A 23,462-nucleotide genomic window follows, 5' to 3' on the forward strand; every position below is an offset into this window, starting at 1 on the left:
CCTCGCGGCGTCCTCAGTCGCGCAGGTAGGCGAGCTGGGCGAGGACGCTGAGCCGGGCCGCCGGCCAGACCTCGCGGGGCACGTCGGCATACACCCGCTCGACCACCTCGTCAGCCGTCGCGTCCCCGTCGGCGAGGGCGGCGCGCACCTGATCGAGCCGGTCGGCGCGGTGCTGCAGGTAGTACGCGACCGCCTCGTCGGCGGCGTCGACCGTCGGCCCGTGCCCGGGGAGGATCCGTGTGACGGCGCCGCTGCCGGTGAGCGACCGGAGGCGCCGCAGCGAGGCGAGGTAGTCGGCGAGCACGCCGTCGGGGTGCGCCACCACCGTCGTTCCGCGGCCCAGCACGGTGTCGCCGGTCAGCACGGTGTTGTCCGCGGGCAGCACGAAGGACACGGAGTCGGACGTGTGGCCCGGCGTGGCCAGGACGGCCACCTCGAGCTCACCGACGTGCAGCACCGAGCCCTCGTGCAGGTCGTCGTGACCGTCCCCGATCGCCTGCACCCGCGTGCGCGTGAGCTCGGCAAAGCGCCCCGCCCCCTCGGCGTGGTCGGCGTGGGCGTGGGTCAGCAAGGTGCGGGTCACGCGGGCGCCGCGCTCCTCCACGAGCGCGACCACGGCACGCAGGTGCTGCTCGTCGAGCGGGCCCGGGTCGACGACCGCGACCGCCTCGCCGCCCGGCTCGGACAGGACCCACGTGTTGGTGCCGTCGAGCGTCATCGGGCCGGGGTTGGGCGCGAGCACGCAGGTCGCCCGCTCGGTGACGACGCCGCCGAGCCACGGCGTGGCGGTCGGGGGCGGCTGCACGAGACGGGCGCCGGGGGCGGTCACGGGACGGCCCCGGTGTCGGGCACGCGCGCCCGCATCCAGATGCGGCCCTGCTCGTCCTCGACCAGGTCCGATGAGATCGACCACACCTCGGGCGTCTCCGCGACGAACGACGCCGACGACGACGCGACGGCCAGCTGCTCGAGCGCGACGATCGTCGGGGGCAGCATCAGCACGGACCCGTCGGCCGCGCCGGCGAGCACGTCCGTGGGGCGCCACCACCCCGCCGCGTCGGCCTCGGAGGTCGCGTCGTCCGGGACCTGCCCGACCGGCAGCAGCGCGGCGAAGAACGCCGTGTCATAGCGCCGCGGCTCGAACTCCGGTGTCACCCAGTGCGCGCGGTAGGACAGCAGGTCGGACCGCAGGACCAGCCCGCGGCGCCGCAGCAGCTCGGTGAAGGACAGCTCTCGGGCCTCGAGCGCGACCCGGTCGGCGTGCCAGTCGGCGTCGCGCACGTCCGCGACCATCGAGTCCGCATCGGGCCCGGCCAGCAGCACCCCGCACTCCTCGAAGACCTCGCGCACCGCGGCCACCACGAGCTGCTGCGCGACGTCCTCGGAGCACGCCATCCGCTGCGCCCAGGCTGCGGGCGAGGGCCCGGCCCAGTGGTCGGCGACCAGGGCCGGGTCGGCGTCGCGCGGGTCCACCCCGCCGCCGGGAAAGACCATCATGCGGGGCGCGAAGGCCATCGAGGCGACGCGGCGCAGCATGAATACCTCGACACCGCACGATGTCTCGTCGTCTGCCACCCAGCTCACGGCCGCGTCGCGGACCAGCTGCACCGTGGCGGCATACCGAGGCTCCTGGTGACGGCGCACCTCGGCGTCGCCGTCGAGCCACGCGCGGGCGCGCGACCCGAGCCCGCCGGCGGGGAAGTCGCGTACGACCCCCTGCTCGACTCCGTGCTCGCCGCCCATCACGGAGCTCAGTCGTCGGCGAGGGCGACGGTGATCTCGACCTCGACCGGCGCGTCCAGCGGCAGCACGGCCACCCCGACCGCGGAGCGCGCGTGCACCCCGCGGTCGCCGAAGGCGTGCCCGAGCAGCTCGCTCGCACCGTTGAGGACGCCCGGCTGGCCGGTGAAGGTGGGGTCGCTCGCGACGAACCCGACCACCTTGACGACCTGGGCGACCCGGTCGAGGTCGCCCACGACCGACTTCACGGCGGCGATGGCGTTGAGGGCGCACACCTGCGCGAGCTCCTTGGCGCGCGTGGGGCTGACGAGCCCGTCGCCCTCGCCGACCTTGCCGGTCTCGGCGAGCGAGCCCTGCACCATCGGCAGCTGCCCGGAGGTGTGGATGCGGCGCCCGTCCTGCAGCGCAGGGACGTACGCCGCGACCGGGGCCGCGACCTCGGGGACGCTGAGCCCGAGCTCGGCGAGACGGTCCTCGACGGCACTCATGCCATGCCCCCGTCAGGCCTTGGGGCGCTTGAGGTAGGCGACGAGGTTGCCCTCGCCCGACTGCAGCACGGTGACGAGCTCCCACCCGTCCTGGCCCCACTGGTCGAGGATCTGCTTGGTGGCGTGGACGATCAGCGGCACGGTGGCGTACTCCCAGGTGGTCATGCCCGCACTCTAGCGACCGCCGCGGGGGTCACGGCACTAGCATCAGCCGTATGCCGACCGCGCCCGCCCCCGAGCCCTGGTCAGACACCTGGCGCGAGGCGCGGCTGCACGTGGTCACCGGCAAGGGGGGCACCGGCAAGACGACGGTGGCGGCGGCGATGGCGACGGCGCTGGCCGAGTCGGGTCGCCGGGTGCTGCTGGCCGAGGTGGAGCAGCGTCAGTCACTGGCCCCGGTGCTGGGATGCAGCCCGCTGGACGACCACGAGCGGCTGGTCCAGGTCACGCCGGCGGGCGGCGAGCTGCACGCGCTGGCGGTGGACGCGCGGGCCTCGTTGATGGAGTACCTCCGCGTCCACTACCACCTCGGTCCCGCCGGGGCGGTGCTGGACCAGGTGGGTGCCGTCGACCTGGCGACCAGCATCGCGCCCGGCCTGGGCGACGTGCTGGTGATGGGCAAGCTCTACGAGGCCACCCGCCGCACCCCGCGTCACCAGCGGCGCCGCGGCACGCCCGAGAGCTATGACGTGGTCGTGGTGGACGCGCCGCCGACCGGTCGCGTGGTGCGCTTCCTGCAGGCCAACGCCGAGGTCGCCGACCTGGCGCGGGTGGGGCCGATCAAGGCGCAGGCCGACGCGGTCACGGCGGTCGTCCACTCGGACCAGACCGTGGTCCACCTCGTGACGGTGCTGGAGGAGATGCCCGTGACCGAGACCGTGGAGGCGGTCGGCGAGCTGCGGGGGGCGGGTCTGCGCACCGGTCTGCTCGTGGTCAACCAGGTGCGCGACGACGGGCTCGCCGAGGACGACCTCGACGCCTTCCACGCGGCCGTCGACGGCGACGTCGACGTGGCGGCCATCGCCGAGGAGCTGCGGGCGCTGCAGGTCCCCGAACCCGACGACACCGCCCGCCGCCTCCTCGCGCACGCGCGCGGCCACGCCGAGCGGCTGCTGGTCGAGGGCGAGCAGCAGGAGGTCCTCGACGCCGTCGGGCTCCCGACCGTGCTGCTGCCGACGCTCGAGGGCATCGGTCCGCGCACCCTCCCGCGGCTCGCGGCCGCGCTCGCCTCGCAGGTCGGAGCGCTCGTATGACGGCCCCGCCCCGCCCCGGCGCCCGGCATACGGCCTCGGACCTCGGCGCCCTGGTCCGGGACCCGGGCACCCGCGTGGTGCTCTGCTGCGGCTCGGGGGGCGTGGGCAAGACCACGACGTCCGCGGCCCTCGCCCTGCACGCCGCCGAGGCCGGGCGCCGGGTGGTCGTGCTCACCATCGACCCGGCGCGCCGGCTCGCCCAGTCGCTGGGGCTGTCCGAGCTGGACGACCGCCCCCGCACCGTGTCGGGGATCGACGAGGCCGCGGGCGGTCGCCTCGACGCGATGATGCTGGACATGAAGCGGACCTTCGACGAGGTCGTCGTGGCGCACGCGACCCCGGAGGCCGCCGAGCAGATCCTGGCCAACCCCTTCTACCAGTCGGTATCGAGCTCGTTCGCGGGCACGCAGGAGTACATGGCGATGGAGAAGCTCGGCCAGCTCCGCACCCAGGCCGAGCGGGACGGCACGTGGGACCTGATCGTCGTCGATACGCCCCCGAGCCGGTCGGCGCTGGACTTCCTGGACGCCCCGGAGCGACTCGGGTCCTTCCTCGACGGGCGGCTGGTCCGGCTCCTCACCGCCCCCGCGCGTCTCGGGGGACGGGTCGGCGTGCGGGCACTCGGCGGCGGGATGGCGCTCGTGTCAGGCGTGCTGTCCAAGGTGCTGGGGACCCAGCTGCTGGGGGACGTGCAGACCTTCGTGGCGGCGCTGGACTCGACCTTCGGGGGCTTCCGCGAGCGCGCCGAGCAGACCTACGCCCGGCTCTCAGAGCCGGGCACGGCGTTCGTGGTCGTGGCGACGCCGGAGATGACGGCGCTGCGCGAGGCCGACTACTTCCTGCGGCGGTTGCGGTCCGAGGGGATGCCCGCCGCGGCGCTGGTCCTCAACCGGCTCGTGCGCCCGGCGACGGGGACGCTGGGCGCACGAGGGGCTGAGGGGGCCGCCGAGCGGCTGACGGGAGGGGGTCAGGATGCTCGGGCGGCCCGGGCAGCAGGGGCGCTGCTGCGGGTGGGGGCGGCGTCGGACCGGGTGGCGGAGCGGCACGCGCAGGTGCTGGCGGAGCTGCGGGCGAGCCGTCCCGAGCTGCTGATCAGCGTGGCGGCCGCGGAGGCGACGGACGTGCACGACCTCGCCGGGCTGCGGCGGGTGGCGGCGTCTCTCGGGGTGAGCGGCTGAGCGGGCGAGCGGGGGTCAGGCGACCTTGTTGGGGTTGCTGCGCTGCAGCATGGCCTCGAGGACGGGGCGCCACGACTGCACCTCCGGGCGACGCTTGAGCAGGGCCCGGCGCTCGCGCTCCGTCATACCGCCCCACACCCCGAACTCGGTGCGGTGGTCCAGCGCGTCGGCCAGGCACTCGGCGATGACCGGGCACCCCACGCAGATCTGCTTGGCCTGCTGCTGGGCTGCCCCCTGGACGAACAACGCGTCGGGGTCCTGCGTCACGCAGTTGCCGAGCGGTGCCCACTCCTGGATCCACTGCTGGCCGGCACGCTCCCCGGAGCGCGCAGTCAGTGCAGTCATGTCGAATGCCTCCCAGTCTTCACCCGTAAGGGTAGGTGTTCGTCGATTGCGACACATGGCTCGTCCGGGGGGTTTACGGTCGATCATAGGGACTAGTCATCGGTGTCGCGGTTGGTGCCTTCTGCGCTGTAAACGCGCCCCCCGGCGGTGGGTTACGGGTCGCGCCAAAAAAAGTACGCTGGGCCCATGAAGCAGGGACGACTCAGTGCCATCCCCACCGTGATGAGCCTGTTGGCGGCCTTCCTCGCCGTCTCGGTGGTCGGCGGTTTCCTCGGGGCGGGTCTGCTGATCCCAGCCACGGCGGTGATGGGCACCGTCGTCAAGTCGGGCACGGAGGTCTACGAAGCTCTTCCCACAGAGTTCACCTCCGTGGTGCCTCAGCAGCAGTCGGAGCTGCTGGCCTCGGACGGCAAGACCGTCATCGCGACGCTCTACAGCGAGAACCGCATCGTGGTGCCGCTGCGCGCGATCTCGCCCTGGATGCAGAAGGCCCAGGTCTCCATCGAGGACCACCGCTTCTACGAGCACGGCGGCGTCGACCTCGAGGGCATCGGCTCGGCCGTGGCAGGCGCGCTCGTGGGCGGGACGGCGCGTGGCGCGTCCACCCTCACGCAGCAGTACGTCAAGGTCACGCTCGAGAAGGCGGCCCTGGACCGGGGGGACACCAAGGCGGCCAAGGCCGCGAAGGCGGTGACCGCGTCGCGCAAGCTGCAGGAGCTCAAGTACGCCGCGCAGGTCGAGAAGGAGCTCACCAAGGAGCAGATCCTCCAGAACTACCTCAACCTGGTCTACTTCGGGGACCAGGCGTATGGCGTGGAGGCCGCTGCGCGGCACTACTTCAGGACCACGGCGGCCAAGCTGACGATCCCCCAGGCCGCGACCCTGGCCGGAGTCGTGCAGCAGCCCGGCGCCAACGACCCGGTGCACAACCCCAAGGCGGCCCTCGCGCGCCGCAACGTCGTGCTCGAGGCCATGCACCGCTACGGCTACATCGACGCGGCCCAGCTGGGGGCCGCCAAGGCCACTCCCCTCGGCGTCGTCAGGGCCGACCCGCCCAAGAACAGCTGCGCCGCCTCGACCTACCCGTACTGGTGCAACTACGTCGTCAACTACCTCAAGACCCTGCCGGCGTTCGGCACCCAGCCCAACGAGCGTGAGGGCCGGATCCGCCGCGGCGGCTACCGCATCGTGACGACGATCGACCCCGACCTGCAGGAGCGGGCGGCCGAGTCGATGGGCCGCATCATCTCGCCGCAGGACTACCCGACCTTCGGGTCGGCCGCCACCACGATCGAGTCCAACACCGGCAAGATCCGCGCGATGGTCCAGTCGACGGGCTACAGCCCGACCGGCAAGCCCGAGCCGGGCAAGACCCAGGTCAACTGGGGGGCGGACTTCCGCTACGGCGCCTCGGGCGGGTTCAGCGTCGGCTCGACGATGAAGCTCTTCGCGGTGATCGAGGCGCTCAAGCAGGGCAAGGGCGAGGGCTACGTCATCCCGGACATCCGCCCGCCCGGCACCCCCTGGTACCCCCGCGACTTCCAGAGCGGCTGCACCACCGGCGCCGGCGCGCCCTGGAAGCCCGGCAACGCCGAGGGTGACGACCCGCCGCCCGGCGCGGACATCGGGATCGCCACGCGCAACTCGATCAACACCGCCTTCGTCGCGCTGGCCGCCGACATCGGCACGTGCAACATCCGCAACACGGCCCTCGCCATGGGGATGCACAACTCGCGCCGCGCCGCCGAGGACGGCTCCCCCGATGGCAAGCCCCTCAGCACCTACCCCCCCACCCTGCTGCTCGGCGAGGACGCCAGCCCCGAGACGATGGCCCAGATGTACGCCATCGTCGCCAACCGCGGGATCTCCTGCCCCAACACCCCCCTCGAGTCGGTCACGGACAGCGACGGCAACAAGGTCGACCTCAAGCTGCCCGGGTGCCGGCGCGTGCTGGACGAGAGCATCGCCAACCAGGCGGCGGGGATCTTTCAGAGCGTGATGACCGAGGGCACGGGCCGACCGGTGCAGATCGGCCGCCCGTCCATCGGCAAGACCGGCACCGACGCCGACAACGAGACCTGGTTCGTCGGCGCCACCCCGCAGTACGCCACCGCCGTGTGGGCCGGCACCCCGGACCAGAACAACGGGTCCTGGCGCAGCATGCGCCTGCACTCCGTCGACGGCTCGTCCCGCTACTACGCCAAGGCCATGGGCTACCTGATCCCCGGCCCGATCTGGCAGGGCATCATGCGGGCGGCGCACGACGGCAAGCCGGTCGTGCCGTTCGGCCAGGCGGCCCAGCCCGCGGACGACGGCCGCACCGTCGACATCCCGGACGTCCGGGGCATGGCGGTCGACGAGGCCACGACCGCGATCGAGGGCGCGGGCTTCCGGGTCACCGTCGGCGGGCGCGTCGCCAGCGGCTACCCGCGCGGCACGGTCGCCCGCACCCGGCCGACCGACCGCGCCCCCAAGGGCAGCACCGTCACGCTGCGGATCTCGACCGGGGTCCGGGGCACGCCGCGGGCCCCCGCCAGCAACCGCGCCGCACCCCCCACACCCTGACCTACCCCCGGTCGTCACATCGACCGGCCTTCGTCCCCCAGGCCAATGGGACGAAGGCCGGTCGATCTGTGACGTCAGGAGGCCAGAGCTCGCTTCACCGCGGCGGCGATCCGGCCACCCTCGGCCTGGCCGGCGGCCTTGGCCTGAGCGGCCTTCATGACCTGGCCCATCTGCCCCATCCCCGTCGCGCCCGTCTCGCTCACGGCCTCGGCGACCAGCGCCTCGATCGCGGCGTCGTCCAGCTGCGCCGGCAGATAGCCCTCGAGCACCGCGCGCTCGGCCTCCTCCGCCTCCGCGAGCTCGGGCCGCCCCGCCGCCTGGTAGGCCTCGACCGCGTCCGTCCGCTTCTCGGCCTCCTTGGTGAGGACCTTGAGGACGTCCGCGTCGGTCAGCTCGTGGTGCTCCCCCGCCACCTCGGCGGTCGTCACGGCGGTCAGCGCCATGCGCAGCGTCGCGGTGCGGACCTGGTCGCGGGCGCGCATCGCCTCGGTCAGGTCGTGCTGGAGGGTCTGCTTCAGAGTGCTCATGCCCACCAGTGTCCTCCCCCGCCACCGCGCGGTCACCCGACTATGACGTCGGGCCGTCATACGGGCTGGATGTCTGGGAGCATGGCCGTGATGAACACTCTTGCCCGCACCCTTGCCGGAGCCACCGCGGCCGGAGCCGCCACCCTCGCGTATGCCTCGTCGGTCGAGCGCAACGCCTTCACGCTGCGGCGGGTCACGGCGCCCGTCCTGCCGCGCGGCTTCGCCCCCCTGCGCGTCCTGCACGTCTCCGACCTGCACCTGGTGCCCTCGCAGCGCCGCAAGATCGAGTGGGTGCGCTCACTGGACGCGCTCGAGCCGGACCTGGTGGTCAACACCGGCGACAACCTCGCGCACCTGCAGGCCGTGCCCGCGGTGCTGAACGCCATGGGTCCGCTGCTGGAGCGGCCGGGGGTGTTCGTGCTGGGGTCCAACGACTACCTCGCGCCGGTCGCCAAGAACCCCTTCCGCTACTTCACGTCCGACCACGCGCGCGTCGAGGGCGACCGCACGAAGCTGCCGACGCAGGACCTCGTGCGCGGCTTCGAGAACGCCGGCTGGCTCGACCTCGACAACCGGCGCGGCCACCTGAGCGTCGAGGGCCTCGACCTCGAGTTCGTCGGCGTCGACGACCCGCACATCGACCGGGACCGGTATGACGAGGTCGCGGGGCCCGCCGACCCCGACGCCGCCCTGACGATCGGGGTGGCGCACGCGCCGTACCTGCGCACGCTGGACGCCTTCACGCGCGACGGCGCCGGCCTGGTGATCGCCGGTCACACGCACGGCGGGCAGGTGTGCGTCCCGTTCTACGGCGCGCTCGTGACCAACTGCGACCTGGGGCGCGAGCGGGTCAAGGGACTGTCGCGCTGGTGGCCGGCCTGCGACAACGCGCCGTCGTCCGAGGCGCCCGACGACGCCGCGTGGCTGCACGTGTCGGCGGGTCTCGGGACCTCGCCGTTCGCGCCCGTGAGGTTCGCGTGCCGTCCGGAGGCCACCCTGATGACGCTGCGCGCGCGGGGCTGAGAGCGGGAGTGTGCGCTGGGGTGATCAGGTCGCCGAGCCGGGCGGGCGGCGACGCTCCCTGATCGATTCGTGTCCGGGGGCGTTCGTCGGCTATCCTCGGTCAGTCAACACGGGGTGTGGCGCAGCTTGGTAGCGCGCGTCGTTCGGGACGACGAGGTCGCAGGTTCAAATCCTGTCACCCCGACCAGTTGAGGGACAGGCTCTGATCCGCGGCGACGCGGGTCAGAGCCTGTCCTCGTTGCACGAACAGCCTGATCTCCTCGGCGAGCTATCGCTACTTCTGTGGGCGCGCGAAGGCGGCTCTGCTCGGCCCCGTGACAGTGTCGGGCAGCGGCGACGCCGTGAGACGGGCTCGGTTGATGTGAAATGACGATGGCATCAGTGGCGGCAACTCAGACTCCGATCGTGAACCATGGTCACACCCCGCCGGATCCCTGTCGGGATCTTGGCTCAACGGCCCTCCTCGGAGGGCCCGCTTTGTCGCCGGACTTGCACGGCATGGTGGACGCGCTCCGGGGTATGCGCCCGAGAACGCAGATCGCGCACCACGACCGCACGCACCGAGGAGCGGAGCCGCCATGAGCCACGGACTGGTCGTCGTCGGATCGGGGCCTGCGGGGGTGAGCGCCGCCCAGGCCTATAGCGATGCGGGTGGCCCCGGGCCGGTGACGATCCTGACGGCGGACGAGCATCCGCCATACCAGCGTCCCCCGCTGAGCAAGGACGTCCTGCGCGGCGAGCTCGCACCCGAGCCGGTCGCCATCGACGGCGCCGACCCTGAGCTCGCCGGGATCACCGTCGAGCTCCGCACCCGCGTGAATCGCATCGACCCCGACGCCCGGGTGGTCCATGCCGGGGGCCGTGAGATCCCGTATGCCGCACTGGTGCTCGCCTCGGGGGCCACCCCGACGCCGCTGCCCACCGCCGAGCCGGACGCCGACGTGCACCTGCTGCGCAGCCTCGCCGACGCCGAGCGCCTGGTGGAGGCGGCGAGCCACGCGCACTCGGCGGTGGTGATCGGGTCGGGGTTCATCGGCTGCGAGGCGGCCGTCTCGCTGGCTCGGCGCGGCATCGACGTCACGGTCGTCACGACCGAGCAGGCGCCGCAGGTGGCGCGGCTCGGTGACCGGGCGTCGCAGCTGCTCACGGACTGGCTGGCCGAGGAGGGTGTCGCGCTGGTCACCGGCGGGGAGGTCACGAGCGTGCGGGCGCCGCGCGAGGTGCACCTGTCCGACGGCACGACGCGCTCCCCCGACCTCGTGCTCGCCGCGCTCGGTGTGGCCCCGTCGACGGACTACCTTGCGGGGACGGGGATCTCGACGCACGAGGGGCGCGTGGTGGTCGACGACCGGCTCCGCACCTCGGTCGACGGCGTCTGGGCGGCGGGCGACGTGACCCGCGCCCACAACGCCGCTGCCGGCCGTCCGCTGCACGTCGAGCACTGGGGCGACGCGCTGACCATGGGCGAGATCGCGGGGCGCAACGCCGCAGGTGCAGACGAGTCCTGGACCGCGGTGCCCGGCTTCTGGTCCGAGATCGGCGACCGCACCCTCAAGCACGTGGCGTGGGGCGACGGCTTCGACGAGGTCAGGGTCGTCGAGCGGCCGGGCGGGCTCACCGTCTGGTATGCCCAGGACGGGGTCGTCGTCGGGGCGCTGACCTACGAGGCGGACGACGACTACAAGCGGGCGGAGCAGCTGGTCACCGAGGGCGCCTCGATCGACGAGGTCTGAGCCGGGTCAGGTCGCCGTGTGGTCGATCAGGGCGGTCACCAGGATGCCGACCAGCAGACCCACCACCACCTGCGCACGGCTGTGCCGCCCCGCGCGCACCCGCGCCCACGCGGCGAGCGCCAGCACGGGGACCCCCACCAGCAGGAACCCCGGGCCGAGCTCACGCGTGAGCACCGCCACGGACACGGTGGTCACGGCGGCGTGGAAGGACGCCTTGTGCCACCGCGACACGCCGCCGAGGACGAGCAGGCCCACCAGGACCGTCGCGACCAGGGCGACCAGCGGGCGGGGCGCACCGACGAGGGCGAGCGTCACCAGCCCCACGACCACCGAGGCGAGCGCCGCGAAAAGCGGGATCCGGCGCTGCTCACGGATCACCACCTGACGGTCCGTGACGTGCCCGCGACCGACGAGGGCGGCCAGGACGGCATACGGCACGACCACGCAGAAGGTGGTGGCGGCCACCGCCCACCCCAGCCCGCTCGCGACATCGGGGCTGTGGCGCAACGAGACCACCAGCGCGAGCACGAGCGTCTGCCAGCTCGGGTCGAGCACCCGCCCGACCGCGTCGGCCCAGCGGGACGGTGGCGCACCGAGGAGGCGCACGATGTCCGGGTGGCCGTCCCAGGGGTCCTTCGTGGAGCTCATGACCGCCGGGGTGGGCGCGGGCGCATGGGCGCTGCCGGCAGGGTGGGGGCGGGCAGGACGGACGTGGCCGGCCATCCCGGCACCGGACCGAACCGCTCAGGACGGCCGCCATCGTCGTCCGCGCCGATCGCCGTCATCCAGTCGGCGCGCGCTGCTCGCACCTCCTCGTCGCTGCCCCCGACGAAATTCCACCACATGACGAGGGATTCGTCGAGCGGCTCCCCGCCGATCAGCAGCAGGCGGGCACCGTGGGCGCCCGCCCGCGCGCGGAGGCTCGCACGTCCCGCGTCGAGCAGCAGCAGGCTCCCGGGAGCGACGACCTGACCGTCCACGACCACCGCTCCGCAGTCGACGAGGACCGCGTGCTCGTATGCCGGGTCCAGCCGCACGACGCGCTCCGTCTCGGGACGGACGACGAGCTCCGCTGCCACCGTGGGCGACTCGACGCGAACGGGCGAGGTGACGCCCTCGATGGATCCGATCGCCACGCGTAGCGTGCCGTGCTCGTCCTCCTCGGCCGCCGGCGCGTGATGCTCGAACCGTGGTGCCACGCCCCGGGATCCGTCGGGCAGGGCCAGCCACAGCTGAGCGCCGCGCAGGGTCGTCGTGGCGGCGGTGGAGACCTCTGAGTGGGCGATCCCGTCGCCGGCGGTCATGAGGTTGAGCTCGCCGGGGCGGACGACGACCTCGGTGCCGAGGCTGTCGCGGTGCTCGAGCTCGCCGTCGAACAACCAGCTCACCGTCGCGAGGCCGATGTGCGGGTGTGGCGGCAGCAGCATCCCGCCGGTCACCCCCACGTCGTCCGGCCCGTAGTGGTCGACGAAGCACCACGGCCCCACCAGGGTCCGGTCGCGGTGGGGCAGCGTGCGGCGGACGGTCATGGTGCGCGGGCCGCCGAGCGGAACGAGTCGGGGGGCCAGGGCGTGCGTCATACGAAGTCCGTTGCCGGAGAAGGAGGCCGAGGCAGACGCATGACAGAACGATCCCACTCCGAGCGGCACCTGCCAAGCAGAGGGGCTACGCTGCCATTGTTCCTCTAAATCCCGTAATTACTCCCCGGCCTGACGCCGGGGCCCGAGGAGAACCCCACATGCTGTCACCGCAGTCCACCGAGACCGTCAAGGCCACGGCCGGCGTCGTCGCCGAGCACGCCGAGGAGATCACGCGCCGCTTCTACCCGCACATGTTCGCGGCGCACCCCGAGCTGATGCGCGTGTTCAACAAGGCCAACCAGGCCATCGGCGAGCAGCCCAAGGCGCTGGCCGCGTCGGTCGTGGCCTATGCCGTCAACCTGATCGACCCGGACGCCCCGGACTTCAGGCCGATCATGCAGCGCATCGCCCACAAGCACGTCTCGCTCGGCATCAAGAGCTATGAGTACACGATCGTCGGGCACCACCTCATGTGGGCCATCGGCGACGTCCTCGGCGACGCCGTCACCCCCGAGATCGCCGCAGCCTGGGACGAGGTCTACTGGCTGTTCGCCTGCCAGCTGATCGCCGAGGAGGGCAAGCTCTACGCCCTCGGCGGCACCGACCCCGAGCACCCCTGGCGCCAGTACACCGTCGTCGACCGCACCGACGAGACGGCCGAGTCCTTCTCCCTGGTGATCAAGCCCGTCGAGGGCGAGCTCCCCGCCCACCACACGGGTCAGTACGTCGCCGTCGGCGTGGACCTGCCGGGCGGCGAGCGCCAGCCACGTCAGTACACCATCTCCGGCGTGCCCGGTCGCGAGGCCTTCCGCCTCACCATCAAGCGGGTGCACGGCGCGGACGGCGTGCCGGACGGCCAGGTCAGCAACTGGCTCGCCGACAACGCGGTCGTCGGCACCGTGCTCGACATCTCCCAGCCCGCCGGTGACGTGGTGCTCGAGGAGTCCGACGCGCCGCTGGTGCTGGTGTCGGCCGGGATCGGGATCACCCCCATGGCCGCGATCCTCGAGGACCTGTCCCAGCGCCAGCCGCACCGCTCGGTCCGCGTGTTCCACGCCGACCGCTCGCACGCGCACCAGGCGCTCTACACCTCGATGCGTGGGCAGGCCGAGGCCATGCACGACGTGGTGGGGCAGTTCTGGTACGAGGAGGACGCCGACTCCGCCCCCACCATCCACCCCGCCCGCCCCGGCCTGATGGACCTGTCCGACGCCGAGATCCCCTCAGGCGCCAAGGTGTTCATGTGCGGGCCGCTGCCGTTCATGCAGGCCGTGCGACGCACCCTGATCGACAAGGGCGTCGCGCCCGAGGACATCGGCTACGAGGTCTTCGGCCCGGACCTGTGGGCGCAGAACCCCGACAACGCCGCCTGACCGACGCGGGCGGCGCGCCGGCCGTGCGCTGGCGGGTGGCCCGCGTGCACAACTGCTGCACATAGGAGGCGGTTGCGACAAACGGGTGTTGTGCGACAACGGCATTCGCGTGAGCCCAGGTCCAGAGTGCAGCAGCTGGTTACGCGGGGCGGCGGCGCGGCGTGGGTCGCGGCGGGACGGGCGGGGCGATCCCGTCCCGCCCGCGGCCGACGTGCGTGAGGCACCACTCGACGAAGTCGCGGTCGAGCATGACCTGCTCCCAGCTGAACCGCAGCACCGTCCACCCCCAGACCACGAGCTCGTCGTAGCGGCGACAGTCACGATCCAACGCGCGGCGATCGCCGTGCCAGGCGAACGAGTCGGCCTCCACCGCCAGCCGCAGGGCGGGGTCTCCCAGGTCGACCACCGCGAACAGCCCGTGATCCGCGATCTGCAGCTGGGGGGACAGGTCGAGGTCGCACCCCAGGGCGATGACCCGCAGCACCGTCTCCATCGGGCCAGACGAGCCGCCGTGGGCGTGCTGCGCCACGCGCCTCAGCGCGCGGGCGCGCGGGCCTCGCGCGCGCCGTGCCACGGCGATCAGGTCGTCCGCGGTGACCTGGGTCGAGCGCAGGGCGGAGTCCGCCACGCACAACGCGTCCTCGAACGCCAGGTCACGTGCGCAGTCCACGACCGTCCGCAGGGGTGTGGTGACTCCCTGCGCGTGGTCACCGGGGCCCAGGCGCCGAAGCCTGACCTCGCAGCAGTCGTCGTCCGCCTTGGTCACGTGGTGCGTGCGCGGCACCGTGACCTGCGGACGGGCTGGCGGGGTGCGCACCTTGAACCCGTGATGGACCGCGGCGCTGAGGTGAGACACGACGCCGTGGTGTCGCTCCGCCTCACGGCGCGCGGCGTGAAGTCCGGGTGTGGCGTAGCGGTCGCGGCTCAGGCGCTCGACCTCGCCCCGCGACACCGCGGTCGTGACGGCGCGGCGCGTGACGTGGGGCTGCAGCTCGGCCCACGTGGCGACATGACCCAGCTCGGCGATCGTCTTGGCAACGGTGCGCATCGGGCCAGCATGACCCCGCTCGATCGGACACCGCGGGCGTCATCCACAGGGCCCGGTCTCGGGCATCCCCGTCACGAACTGCTGCACATGCCCCTCCCCATCGTCATCCGATCTTTGTGCCCCAACGGAATTCGCTCTCACCGGCTCCCATAGTGCAGCAGTTGTGCACGCCGGGGGTCGGGGGCTGGGCGTGGCGGGCAGCGAGCGGGCGCGGGGCGGTGCGGGGCGGGACGGCATACGGCTCAGGCGCCGTGGACCACGCGACCGGCGACGACCGTGGCGCCGGCGCGCATCCGCCGCAGCCCGTCTGCAAGCTCGCGCGAGTCCCCGACCAGGGCAACGGGATCCGCGTCGAGCAGGACGACGTCGCCGCGCGAGCCGGGCGCGAGCCGCTGGCCGTCGACCGACGCCGCGAGCGCCTCGCGCACCGTGATGGCCTGCTCCGGGTGCCAGGGCGCGCGGTCGTCGCCGGAGCGGTGGACGGCCGCCGCCATCGCGAGCCAGGGGTCGAGCGGGGACACGGGCGCGTCGGAGCCGAGCGCGAGCTCGACGCCGGCGTCGAGCATCGACCGCAGCACGAAGCACCGGTCCGTCCGGTCGGCCCAGCAGCCGTCGCTGACGTCGCGGTCGTCGAGCAGGTGCGCGGGCTGGACGCTGGCGCGCAGACCCAGCGCCGCGAGCCGGGCCACGTCCTCCCAGCGCACGAGCTGGGCGTGCTCGATCGCACCGCGCGCCCCCGTGGCCGTGAAGGCGTCGAGCGCGATCCGCACCGCCGCGTCCCCGATGGCGTGCACCGCACACTCCACACCGGCCCGCGCCGCCCGGCCGAGGAGCTCGACGAGCTGCTCGCCCGAGTAGTTCTGCGCGCCGCGGCCCGTCCCGTCGAGGTAGGGCGAGCAGCAGTGTGCCGTACGGGTGTTGAGCGAGCCGTCGGAGATGAGCTTGAGCTGCCCCATGGTGACCAGCCCGGTCCGGTCGAGCGGGTCGCCGGTGCGCAGACCGCGGGCGAGCACGTCGGCCAGGCCGTCCTCGTAGGTCGATGCCCGCACCCTCAGCGTGTCCAGTCCCGCGGCCACGCGGCCCGGCCACGACCCCAGCGCCCCGCCGAACTCGAAGTCCACGACGCCGACGACGCCGAGCTCGGCGGCCGAGCGGAGCACGGTGCGTAGGCCGTCGCCGAGGTGCGGGTCGGGCCCGAAGGTCGTCCCCAGCCGCCCGTACGCCGCGAACCACGGCCCCTCCTCCACCACCCCCGCGCCCGGCCCGGCCGGGAAGCCGAGGCGTTGCAGCGCACGGGAGTTCATCCACCCGTGATGGGCGTCACCGCTGATGAGGACGACGGGGTGATCGCCGCTCACCTCGTCGAGCGCCGCCGCGGTCCGCGGCTCCGCCCAGGTCGAGGAGCGGTGTCCCCATCCCTGGACCACGCTGGTCCGGTCGGCCGTCCCGAGCTCCGCGACGCGCCGGCGCACCAGCTCGACGACATCGCCCGGTCCGGTCGCGAGGGACGTGTCGAGCCGCACCTGCTGCAGCGCCCACTGGTCGAGGTGGACGTGCTGGTCCCACAGGCCCGGTATGCCGAAGCGGCCGCCGGCGTCGAGCACGTCGACGCCTCGGCCCGCGCGACCCGTCAGGCGTGGGCCGACCTCGCGGATCACCCCGTCGATCACCAAGACGTCAACAGGCTCGACCGGCTCGCCTCGCGACAGCGACGCCCCCCTGCCGGCGGGCCTGTCGAGGCCGACCGGGCGCACGTCGTGGATCAGGAGGGAGGTCGAGCTCATGCGGCGACGCTACCTGGCGCGCCGGGCCGCTCGGAGGTGGGCGTCCACGACGCGGCGTCTGGCGCCCTGTCCACCGTCTTGCTCGCTGGCGCCGGCCTCGGGCTGCAGCACGAGACCGGGGCCGCCACCGCAGACGGCGGATGGAGCTCGCGACGGGGGTTGCCGGCCAAGACGCCCCTGCGCCGTCACTCGACGGTGACGGACTTGGCCAGGTTGCGCGGCTTGTCGATGTCGTGGCCGAGCGCGAGGGCCGCGTGGTAGGCGATGAGCTGCGTGGGGATGGTCAGCAGGATCGGGTCGAGCTCGGGCTCGCTGCGAGGCACGACGATCGAGCGGATCCCGAGGTGGGACAGGTCGACTCCGGGGTGGGTGATGGCGACGAGCGGGCCCTTGCGCGCCAGCACCTGCTCGGCCGCGGCCACGTTGCGGTCGGTGAGGTCGTCGTCGGGGATGATCGCGACGGTGGGCATGGACTCGTCGATCAGAGCCAGCGGGGCGTGCTTGAGCTCGGAGGTCTGGTAGGCCTCGGCGTGGATGTAGCTGACCTCCTTGAGCTTCTGCGCACCCTCGCGCGCGACCGGGAAGCCGCGCACGCGCCCGATGTAGAACGCGCTCTGAGAGCCGGCGATCTCGCGGGCGAGCTCGGCGATCTCGCCCTCCTGGCCGAGGATCTCGCGGATCTGTGCGGGGATCGCCTTGAGCCCGTCGATGATTCGCTTGCCGTCCGCGACCGACAGGTCGTGCACGCGCCCGATGAGCAGCGCCAGCATCGCGAAGGCCATGGCCATGTTGGTGAGCGCCTTGGTCGAGGCGACCGCGATCTCGGGTCCGGCGTGCAGGTAGATGCCACCGTCGACCTCGCGGGCGATGGTCGAGCCGACGACGTTGACGAGGGCCACGACCTGGCCGCCCTTGCGCTTGACCTCCTGCACGGCGAAGGCCGTGTCGGCGGTCTCGCCGCTCTGCGACACGACGACGTAGAGGGTGTCCGGCTCGATCACGGGGTTGCGGTAGCGGAACTCGGAGGCGGCCTCAGCGTCGGCGGGCACCCGGGCCAGCTCCTCGAGCAGCTGGGCGCCGAGCTGCCCCACGTAGTAGGCGGATCCGCATCCGAGGATCTTGACGCGCCGGAACCCGCGCAGCTCGCGCGGGGCGAGGTTGAGGCCGTCGAGCCGGGCCGTGCCGAAACGCTCGTCGAGCCGGCCACGGATGACGGCCTCGGCGCTGTCGGGCTGCTCGAGCATCTCCTTGCGCATGTAGTGCTCGTGCCCGGTCAGCTCGAGATCCTCTGCGGCGACGGCGATCTCGACGGGCGTGCGCCCGGTGTCCTCGCCGTCGGCCGTGAACGTGCCAAAGCCCGTGGCGGTGATGGTCGCCAGCTCGCCGTCGTCGAGGTGCACCACGGAGGTCGTATGACGGACCAGGGCTGCCACGTCCGAGGCCAGGAACATCTCGCCGTCCCCCACGCCGATGATCAGCGGAGAGCCGTTGCGGGCCACCACGATCCGGTCCGGGTGTCGCTCGTCGACCACGGCGAGCGCATAGGTGCCGGTGATGCGGTCGAGTGCCTCCAGCACGGCGCCCTCGAGGGTGTCGGCGCCGGAGCGGGCGACGAGGTGGGCGAGGACCTCGGTGTCGGTGTCGCTGGCGAGCTCCACCCCGGCAGAGGTGAGCTGGGCGCGCAGCGCGGTGGCGTTGTCGATGATCCCGTTGTGCACCACCGAGATCCGTCCGTCCTCGCTGCGGTGCGGGTGGGCGTTGCGCTCGGCCGCGGGTCCGTGGGTCGCCCACCGGGTGTGGCCGATGCCGACCTTGCCGGCGAGCCGCTTGGGCAGCGCAGCCTCGAGCCCGCGGACGCGACCGACGGTGCGCACCACCGTGGTTCCCGTCCGCCCGAGCACGGCGAGGCCGGCCGAGTCGTAGCCGCGGTACTCCAGCCGCTGCAGCCCCTCGACGAGAAGGGGTGCCGCGGGCTGGGATCCGATGTATCCGACGATGCCGCACATGGGTGATCTCCTGGTCAGCCGTAGATGATGCGCCGCAGCTGTCGCTCGGACAGCTCGGGCGCCGCGACGACCCGCGATCGCAGCTCGTCCGCGATGATGGCGAACGCCTCGGCGTTGCGGGTGCCGTAGGTCTTGAGGTGGGCGTGGCGGCGGCGGACGTAGTCCTCGACGCTCTCCCGGTGCCAGGCGACGACGTCGTCGACGACGCGCTCGGCCTCGGAGCGGCAGAGGCCGGTCGAGGCGGCGACGCGATCCACGATGTCGGGGTCGTGCACAGGATGATCGTGAGGCGGAGGGACGTCATACGACAAGTTCCTGCCCGATATCGGGCAGGAACTCGGCGTTTTGCACTGCTTGGGCGGGATTGAGCCTCGATCCCGTTCGATCTCGCTCGGTCTCAGCCGAGGTCGGCCAGCGCCTCCGCGATGGGGGTGTCGCCGTCGTTGAACTCGATGGTCCGCCCGGCCAGGTCGGGCCGGTCCAGGGTCGCCACGACGACGGCGGCGACGTTGGCGCGCGACGCGGCCGCGTCCTCGACGCCGGGGGTCGCGATGCGACCGCTGCCCGGGTCCTGGGACAGCCGGCTGGGGCCGAGGATCGTCCACGCGAGGTCGGTGCGCTTGAGATAGGTGTCGGCGTCGGCCTTGGCCTGCGCGTAGGCGTAGAAGGCATCGTCGGGGTCGACGCCGTGGTCCTGGCCGGCACCGTGATAGCTGACCATCACGTATCGCCGGACCCCGGCCTGCGCAGCGGCATCCATCGAGCGGATCGCGGCGTCGCGGTCGACGGCATACGTCCGCTCGGGCGCTCCCCCGCCGGCGCCGGCGGACCAGACGACCGCGTCGTGCCCGCGGAGCACGTCGGCGATGCCGTCCGTGTCGAGCTGCTCGACGTCGGCGACGCGCGCGGTGGCACCGGTCGCCTCCACATCGGGGGCGTGCTCGGGGTTGCGGATGATCGAGGTGACCTCGTGGCCGTCGGCGACGAGGAGGGGGGCGAGGAGCAGGGCGACCTTGCCGTGGCCGCCGATGACGGCGATGCGGGACATGAGCAGTCCTTTCCGTTCTGGGTGTCTACGGGTCAACGACGACACGTCCACGTTCATGCCCGAGGGGGTGTGTCGGTGGTCGTTGCTACGTTCCTCGCAACGGACCAAGGGGGTCGACATGCACCAGATCGGCGAACGCGTCGTGATCAGCGCCACGGACCTGTCTCGCGCGTCCACGTGCGAGCTCGGGCTGCTGCGCGGGCTGGACGTGCTGCTGGGGCGCCTGCCCCGGAGCGAGGCCGCGCCGGACGCGATGATGGACCAGCTCGCGACCTTGGGGGACGCGCACGAGCAGGTGGAGCTCGAGCGGTGGCTCGCCCTGCACGGCGAGCAGGGCGTGCGCCGGATCGAGCACCCCCGCCCCACCCCCGTCGCGCTGTGGGCCGCCCGCGAGGCGACCTTCGCCGCGATGCGGGAGGGCGTGCCCGTGGTCTACCAGGGGTGCCTCTACGACGGCGAGCTCCTCGGCTTCGCCGACTTCCTCGTGCGCGCCGACTCCTGGACGCCGGAGCATCCCGCCTACGAGGTGCACGACACCAAGCTCGCCCGGCACGCCAAGGTGACCGCGCTGCTGCAGCTCGCGGCCTACGCCGACCAGCTCCGTCGCGGCGGCATCGACCCGACTGACCGGGTGACGCTCGTGCTGGGTGACCGCTCTTCGCCCACCTATCCGGTGGCCGAGCTCGAGGCGGTGTATGCCGAGCGCCGCTCCCACCTCGTGGCGCTGGTCACCGCCCGGCTGGCCGCCACCGAGCCGATCGCCTGGGGCGCCCCCGGCATCACGGCCTGCGGGTCCTGCGACGTGTGCGCCGCCGAGGTGGCGGCGGCCCGCGACGTGTGGCTGGTCGCCGGGGTCCGCGCGGTGCAGCGCAAAAGGCTGCGCGCCGCCGGGATCGTCACCATCGACCAGCTCGCCGCGTGCGAGGAGCCGGTGGAGGGGATGGCGCGGACGACCTTCGACAAGCTGCGTGCCCAGGCGAGGCTGCAGGTGCGCCAGTGCCCGCCCGACGGGTCGACGGGTGCCGTGCAGTTCGACGTCCACACACCCGAGGCGCTCCGGGCCATCCCCGCACCCGACGAGGGGGACATCTTCTTCGACTTCGAGGGCGACCCGATGTGGGCGGGCGACGAGGCCGGGGACCAGGGCCTGGAGTACCTCTTCGGCGTGGTCGAGACCGACGGCACCTTCCGGCCGTTCTGGGCGCACGACCGCGCCGAGGAGCGACAGGCACTGATCGACTTCCTCGCCTACGTCGAGCAGCGCCGGGCCCGGCACCCGGGGCTGCACATCTACCACTACGCCGCCTACGAGCGGTCGGCGCTGCTGCGCCTCGCCGGGCGCCACGGCGTCGGTGAGCAGGTCGTCGACGATCTGCTGAGGCAGGGCGTCCTGGTCGACCTCTACAGCGTGGTGAAGCGGTCCCTGCGCGTCTCGCAGCCGTCCTACTCCATCAAGAAGCTCGAGCCCCTCTACATGGGCGACGACCTGCGCGGCGGCGACGTCACGACCGCCGGGGACTCCATCGTGGAGTACCACCGCTGGTCCGAGGCCCGCGCCCGAGGGGACGTCGAGGAGGCGGACCGGCTGCTGCAGGCCATCGCGGACTACAACGAGTACGACTGTGTGTCGACGCTGCGGCTGCGCGACTGGCTGCTCGACCGGCTGACCGAGTCCGCCATCGCAAGCGAGAGCGCCCCCACAGGGTCTGCGATCGACGCGGGGCCCGAGGGAGAGGACCCGACGTCCGGGGACGACGCCGGCCCCGGCGCGGCGGTCGTGCAGCGGCTCCTCGCGCTGGCGGGCCCCGCCGACCAGCGCGACGCCGACGACCAGGCGGTCGCCATGGTGGCGGCATCCGTCGACTACCACCGGCGCGAGGGCAAGCCCTTCTGGTGGGCGCACTTCGACCGGCTGCAGTCCTCGCTCGACGACTGGCCCGCCTCGCGGGACGCTGTCGTCCTGGACCGCGTCGAGGTCGTCGAGGACTGGGGCAAGCCGCCCGGCAGGCGCAGCGTCCGCCGGGTGCTGTCGGCGGTGGGTCGGCACGAGCCGGGCATGTCCTTCGGCAAGGGCGAGGGAGGCGGCTTCCTCGTCTATCCCTCTCCCGTCCCCGTGAGCATCGAGGCGCCCAGCCCGGAGGCCATGGGAGCCACCAGCACCCTCGCGGTCACCGAGGCCGAGGTGGTGCCCGGCGGGCGGCTGCGCCTGACCATCGAGGAGCGCCTCGCCAAGGGCGCCCACGAGCACGACGACCTGCCCGCGGCCCTGACCGTCGGACCCGGCCCCATGGTCAAGGCCATCCAGGACGCCCTGCTGACCCTGGCGTCACGGGTGGACGCGGCCGGGGGGGTCGCGGCGCTCCCGCCCCACCCCGGCATCGAGGTCCTGCGCCGCCGGCCGCCCCGGCTCAGCGGGCTGGACCGCCTGCCGCCCGTGGTGGACGGTGACGCGGTGGGCGCCATCACGGCCGCCGTCACGGGGCTCGACGGGTCCTACCTCGCGGTGCAGGGACCGCCCGGGACCGGCAAGACCTATGTCGCCTCGCACGTCATCACCAACCTGGTCCGGCTGGGCTGGCGGGTGGGCGTGGTCGCCCAGTCGCACGCGGTCGTCGAGAACGTCCTCGACAAGGTCGTCAAGGTCGGCGTCCCCGCGGATGACGTCTGCAAGCCCAAGACCAAGCACGAGGACCCCTCCTGGACGGCGCTCAAGGACGCGCGTGCCGTGCGGGGATTCCTCGACGAGCACCGAGCCGCATCACGGGGCTGCGTGGTCGGCGGCACGATGTGGGACTTCTGCAACCTCAACGCGGTCGACGACGGCGAGCTGGACGTCCTGGTCATCGACGAGGCCGGCCAGTACTCCCTGGCCAACACCCTCGCCGTAGCCCGCTGCACCTCCCGGCTCCTGCTGCTCGGCGACCCCCAGCAGCTCCCGCAGGTGTCCCAGGGCATCCACCCCGAGCCCGTCGACGAGTCCGCCCTCGGGTGGCTCTCGGCCGGGCACGACACCCTCCCCGCCGAGCTCGGGTACTTCCTCGAGCGCACGTGGCGGATGCACCCGGCGGTGTGCGAGCCCATCTCGCACCTGGCCTACGCCGGACGTCTGCGCTCCGAGGAGTCCGTCACCCTGGGCCGGTCGCTGAGCGGCGTCGAGCCCGGGCTGCGCGTCGTCACGGTCGAGCACCACGACAACTCGGTGGCCTCCCCGGAGGAGGCCGACGCCGTCGTCGACATCGTCCAGGGTCTGCTCGGCATGCCCTGGCGGGAGACGCCTGACGGTGACGAGCTGCCTCTGGGTCAGGACGACTTCGTGGTCATGGCGCCCTACAACGCGCAGGTGGCGCTGCTACGCGAGGCGCTCGACCGGGCCGGGCTCGGCGACGTGCCCGTCGGGACCGTGGACCTCTTCCAGGGTCAGGAAGCGCCGGTAGCCATCATGTCGATGACCGCCTCCGCGCTGGCCGACCTGCCGCGCGGCGCCGACTTCCTGCTGGACCGCAACCGGCTCAACGTCGCCATCTCGCGGGCCCAGTGGCTCGCCGTGCTGGTGCGGTCGAGCGTGCTCACCGAGCTCACCCCCCACACCCCCGAGCAGCTGCTCCAGCTGGGCGCGTTCATCCGGCTGTGCCGCGGCCGGTGACCGTGCGGCGGCCCACCCTCCCCCCGGCCCGGGACCGACCCGCTCCCGGACATACCACGAGGGGCCGCCGGCCTCCGGGCTCAGCGACCCCTCGTGGGGTTTGGGGCAGGTGGGGTCATCGCGTCATT

Annotated in this window: 20 protein-coding genes and 1 tRNA gene; 8 read left to right on the plus strand and 13 right to left on the minus strand. The window is 73.0% G+C overall.

What is annotated here, in order from left to right; translation table 11 throughout:
• Positions 1-13: 13 nt before the first annotated feature.
• From GGG17_RS11465 to sp36, 4 genes are read right to left on the minus strand one after another with little or no spacing between them, the layout of a single operon-like run.
• Entirely contained in the window at positions 14-829 is an 816-nt protein-coding gene (locus GGG17_RS11465) for an MBL fold metallo-hydrolase (protein ID WP_375804518.1), read from the minus strand.
• Entirely contained in the window at positions 826-1,743 is a 918-nt protein-coding gene (locus GGG17_RS11470; RefSeq protein ID WP_154593841.1) for an NUDIX hydrolase, read from the minus strand. Before GGG17_RS11470 ends, GGG17_RS11465 begins: the two co-directional genes overlap by 4 nt.
• 8 nt (positions 1,744-1,751) lie before the next feature.
• The gene (locus GGG17_RS11475; protein WP_154593842.1) at positions 1,752-2,228 is read right to left on the minus strand and encodes a RidA family protein; all 477 of its coding nucleotides are present in this window, start codon (positions 2,226-2,228) and stop codon (positions 1,752-1,754) included.
• 12 nt (positions 2,229-2,240) lie between these two features.
• Complete coding sequence (sp36, locus tag GGG17_RS11480; protein ID WP_154593843.1) at positions 2,241-2,393, minus strand: Sp36 family protein; 153 nt, start codon at positions 2,391-2,393, stop codon at positions 2,241-2,243.
• Between the two features lie 50 nt (positions 2,394-2,443).
• Here sp36 and GGG17_RS11485 point away from each other — a divergent pair, with 50 nt between their 5' ends.
• Both GGG17_RS11485 and bagB read left to right on the plus strand, forming a co-directional pair.
• On the plus strand, positions 2,444-3,481 hold the full coding sequence (locus tag GGG17_RS11485) for an ArsA-related P-loop ATPase (protein WP_154593844.1): 1,038 nt from the start codon (positions 2,444-2,446) through the stop codon (positions 3,479-3,481).
• Positions 3,478-4,659: an ArsA family ATPase gene (gene bagB / locus GGG17_RS11490; protein WP_154593845.1), complete on the plus strand. Its 1,182-nt coding sequence runs from the start codon at positions 3,478-3,480 to the stop codon at positions 4,657-4,659. The genes GGG17_RS11485 and bagB overlap by 4 nt, the downstream gene beginning before the upstream one ends.
• A 15-nt stretch (positions 4,660-4,674) precedes the next feature.
• Here bagB and GGG17_RS11495 read toward each other — a convergent pair whose 3' ends face one another.
• Entirely contained in the window at positions 4,675-5,004 is a 330-nt protein-coding gene (locus GGG17_RS11495; RefSeq protein ID WP_154593846.1) for a WhiB family transcriptional regulator, read from the minus strand.
• Between the two features lie 186 nt (positions 5,005-5,190).
• Here GGG17_RS11495 and GGG17_RS11500 point away from each other — a divergent pair, with 186 nt between their 5' ends.
• Positions 5,191-7,569: a transglycosylase domain-containing protein gene (locus GGG17_RS11500; RefSeq protein WP_154593847.1), complete on the plus strand. Its 2,379-nt coding sequence runs from the start codon at positions 5,191-5,193 to the stop codon at positions 7,567-7,569.
• Between the two features lie 74 nt (positions 7,570-7,643).
• On the opposite strand, the gene GGG17_RS11505 is transcribed toward GGG17_RS11500, so the two are convergent.
• The gene (locus tag GGG17_RS11505; RefSeq protein ID WP_154593848.1) at positions 7,644-8,096 is read right to left on the minus strand and encodes a GatB/YqeY domain-containing protein; all 453 of its coding nucleotides are present in this window, start codon (positions 8,094-8,096) and stop codon (positions 7,644-7,646) included.
• 90 nt (positions 8,097-8,186) lie between these two features.
• Here GGG17_RS11505 and GGG17_RS11510 point away from each other — a divergent pair, with 90 nt between their 5' ends.
• From GGG17_RS11510 to GGG17_RS11520, 3 genes are all read left to right on the plus strand, one after another.
• The gene (locus GGG17_RS11510; RefSeq protein WP_154593849.1) at positions 8,187-9,119 is read left to right on the plus strand and encodes a metallophosphoesterase; all 933 of its coding nucleotides are present in this window, start codon (positions 8,187-8,189) and stop codon (positions 9,117-9,119) included.
• 110 nt (positions 9,120-9,229) lie between these two features.
• Positions 9,230-9,306, plus strand: a tRNA-Pro gene (locus GGG17_RS11515).
• Between the two features lie 391 nt (positions 9,307-9,697).
• The gene (locus tag GGG17_RS11520) at positions 9,698-10,852 is read left to right on the plus strand and encodes an NAD(P)/FAD-dependent oxidoreductase (protein WP_154593850.1); all 1,155 of its coding nucleotides are present in this window, start codon (positions 9,698-9,700) and stop codon (positions 10,850-10,852) included.
• A gap of 6 nt (positions 10,853-10,858) precedes the next feature.
• Here GGG17_RS11520 and GGG17_RS11525 read toward each other — a convergent pair whose 3' ends face one another.
• Positions 10,859-11,500 (minus strand): phosphatase PAP2 family protein, encoded by a 642-nt coding sequence (locus GGG17_RS11525; protein WP_154593851.1) that lies wholly within the window; start codon positions 11,498-11,500, stop codon positions 10,859-10,861.
• Positions 11,497-12,432 carry a pirin family protein gene (locus GGG17_RS11530; protein ID WP_154593852.1) on the minus strand — a complete coding sequence of 312 codons (936 nt, stop codon included), beginning with the start codon at positions 12,430-12,432 and terminating at the stop codon, positions 11,497-11,499. Before GGG17_RS11530 ends, GGG17_RS11525 begins: the two co-directional genes overlap by 4 nt.
• Positions 12,433-12,590: 158 nt before the next feature.
• Between GGG17_RS11530 and GGG17_RS11535 the strand changes: the two genes are divergently transcribed.
• Positions 12,591-13,805, plus strand: coding sequence for a globin domain-containing protein (locus GGG17_RS11535; RefSeq protein ID WP_154593853.1), 1,215 nt, complete (start codon positions 12,591-12,593; stop codon positions 13,803-13,805).
• A 139-nt stretch (positions 13,806-13,944) separates the two neighbouring features.
• Here GGG17_RS11535 and GGG17_RS11540 read toward each other — a convergent pair whose 3' ends face one another.
• The 5 genes from GGG17_RS11540 to GGG17_RS11560 form a co-directional block, all read right to left on the minus strand.
• Entirely contained in the window at positions 13,945-14,853 is a 909-nt protein-coding gene (locus tag GGG17_RS11540) for a DUF559 domain-containing protein (protein ID WP_154593854.1), read from the minus strand.
• Between the two features lie 242 nt (positions 14,854-15,095).
• Positions 15,096-16,637 (minus strand): amidohydrolase, encoded by a 1,542-nt coding sequence (locus GGG17_RS11545; protein ID WP_154593855.1) that lies wholly within the window; start codon positions 16,635-16,637, stop codon positions 15,096-15,098.
• A gap of 185 nt (positions 16,638-16,822) precedes the next feature.
• A complete protein-coding gene (gene glmS / locus GGG17_RS11550; RefSeq protein WP_154593856.1) occupies positions 16,823-18,643 on the minus strand; it encodes a glutamine--fructose-6-phosphate transaminase (isomerizing) in 1,821 nt (606 codons plus the stop codon).
• Positions 18,644-18,657: 14 nt separating this feature from the next.
• On the minus strand, positions 18,658-18,918 hold the full coding sequence (locus GGG17_RS11555) for a hypothetical protein (RefSeq protein ID WP_230082909.1): 261 nt from the start codon (positions 18,916-18,918) through the stop codon (positions 18,658-18,660).
• A gap of 122 nt (positions 18,919-19,040) precedes the next feature.
• Positions 19,041-19,691: an NAD(P)H-binding protein gene (locus GGG17_RS11560; RefSeq protein ID WP_154593858.1), complete on the minus strand. Its 651-nt coding sequence runs from the start codon at positions 19,689-19,691 to the stop codon at positions 19,041-19,043.
• Between the two features lie 118 nt (positions 19,692-19,809).
• Between GGG17_RS11560 and GGG17_RS11565 the strand changes: the two genes are divergently transcribed.
• Entirely contained in the window at positions 19,810-23,334 is a 3,525-nt protein-coding gene (locus GGG17_RS11565; protein ID WP_154593859.1) for a TM0106 family RecB-like putative nuclease, read from the plus strand.
• Positions 23,335-23,462 lie beyond the last annotated feature (128 nt).

Source organism: Arsenicicoccus cauae (assembly GCF_009707125.1).
GTDB lineage: Bacteria > Actinomycetota > Actinomycetes > Actinomycetales > Dermatophilaceae > Arsenicicoccus > Arsenicicoccus cauae.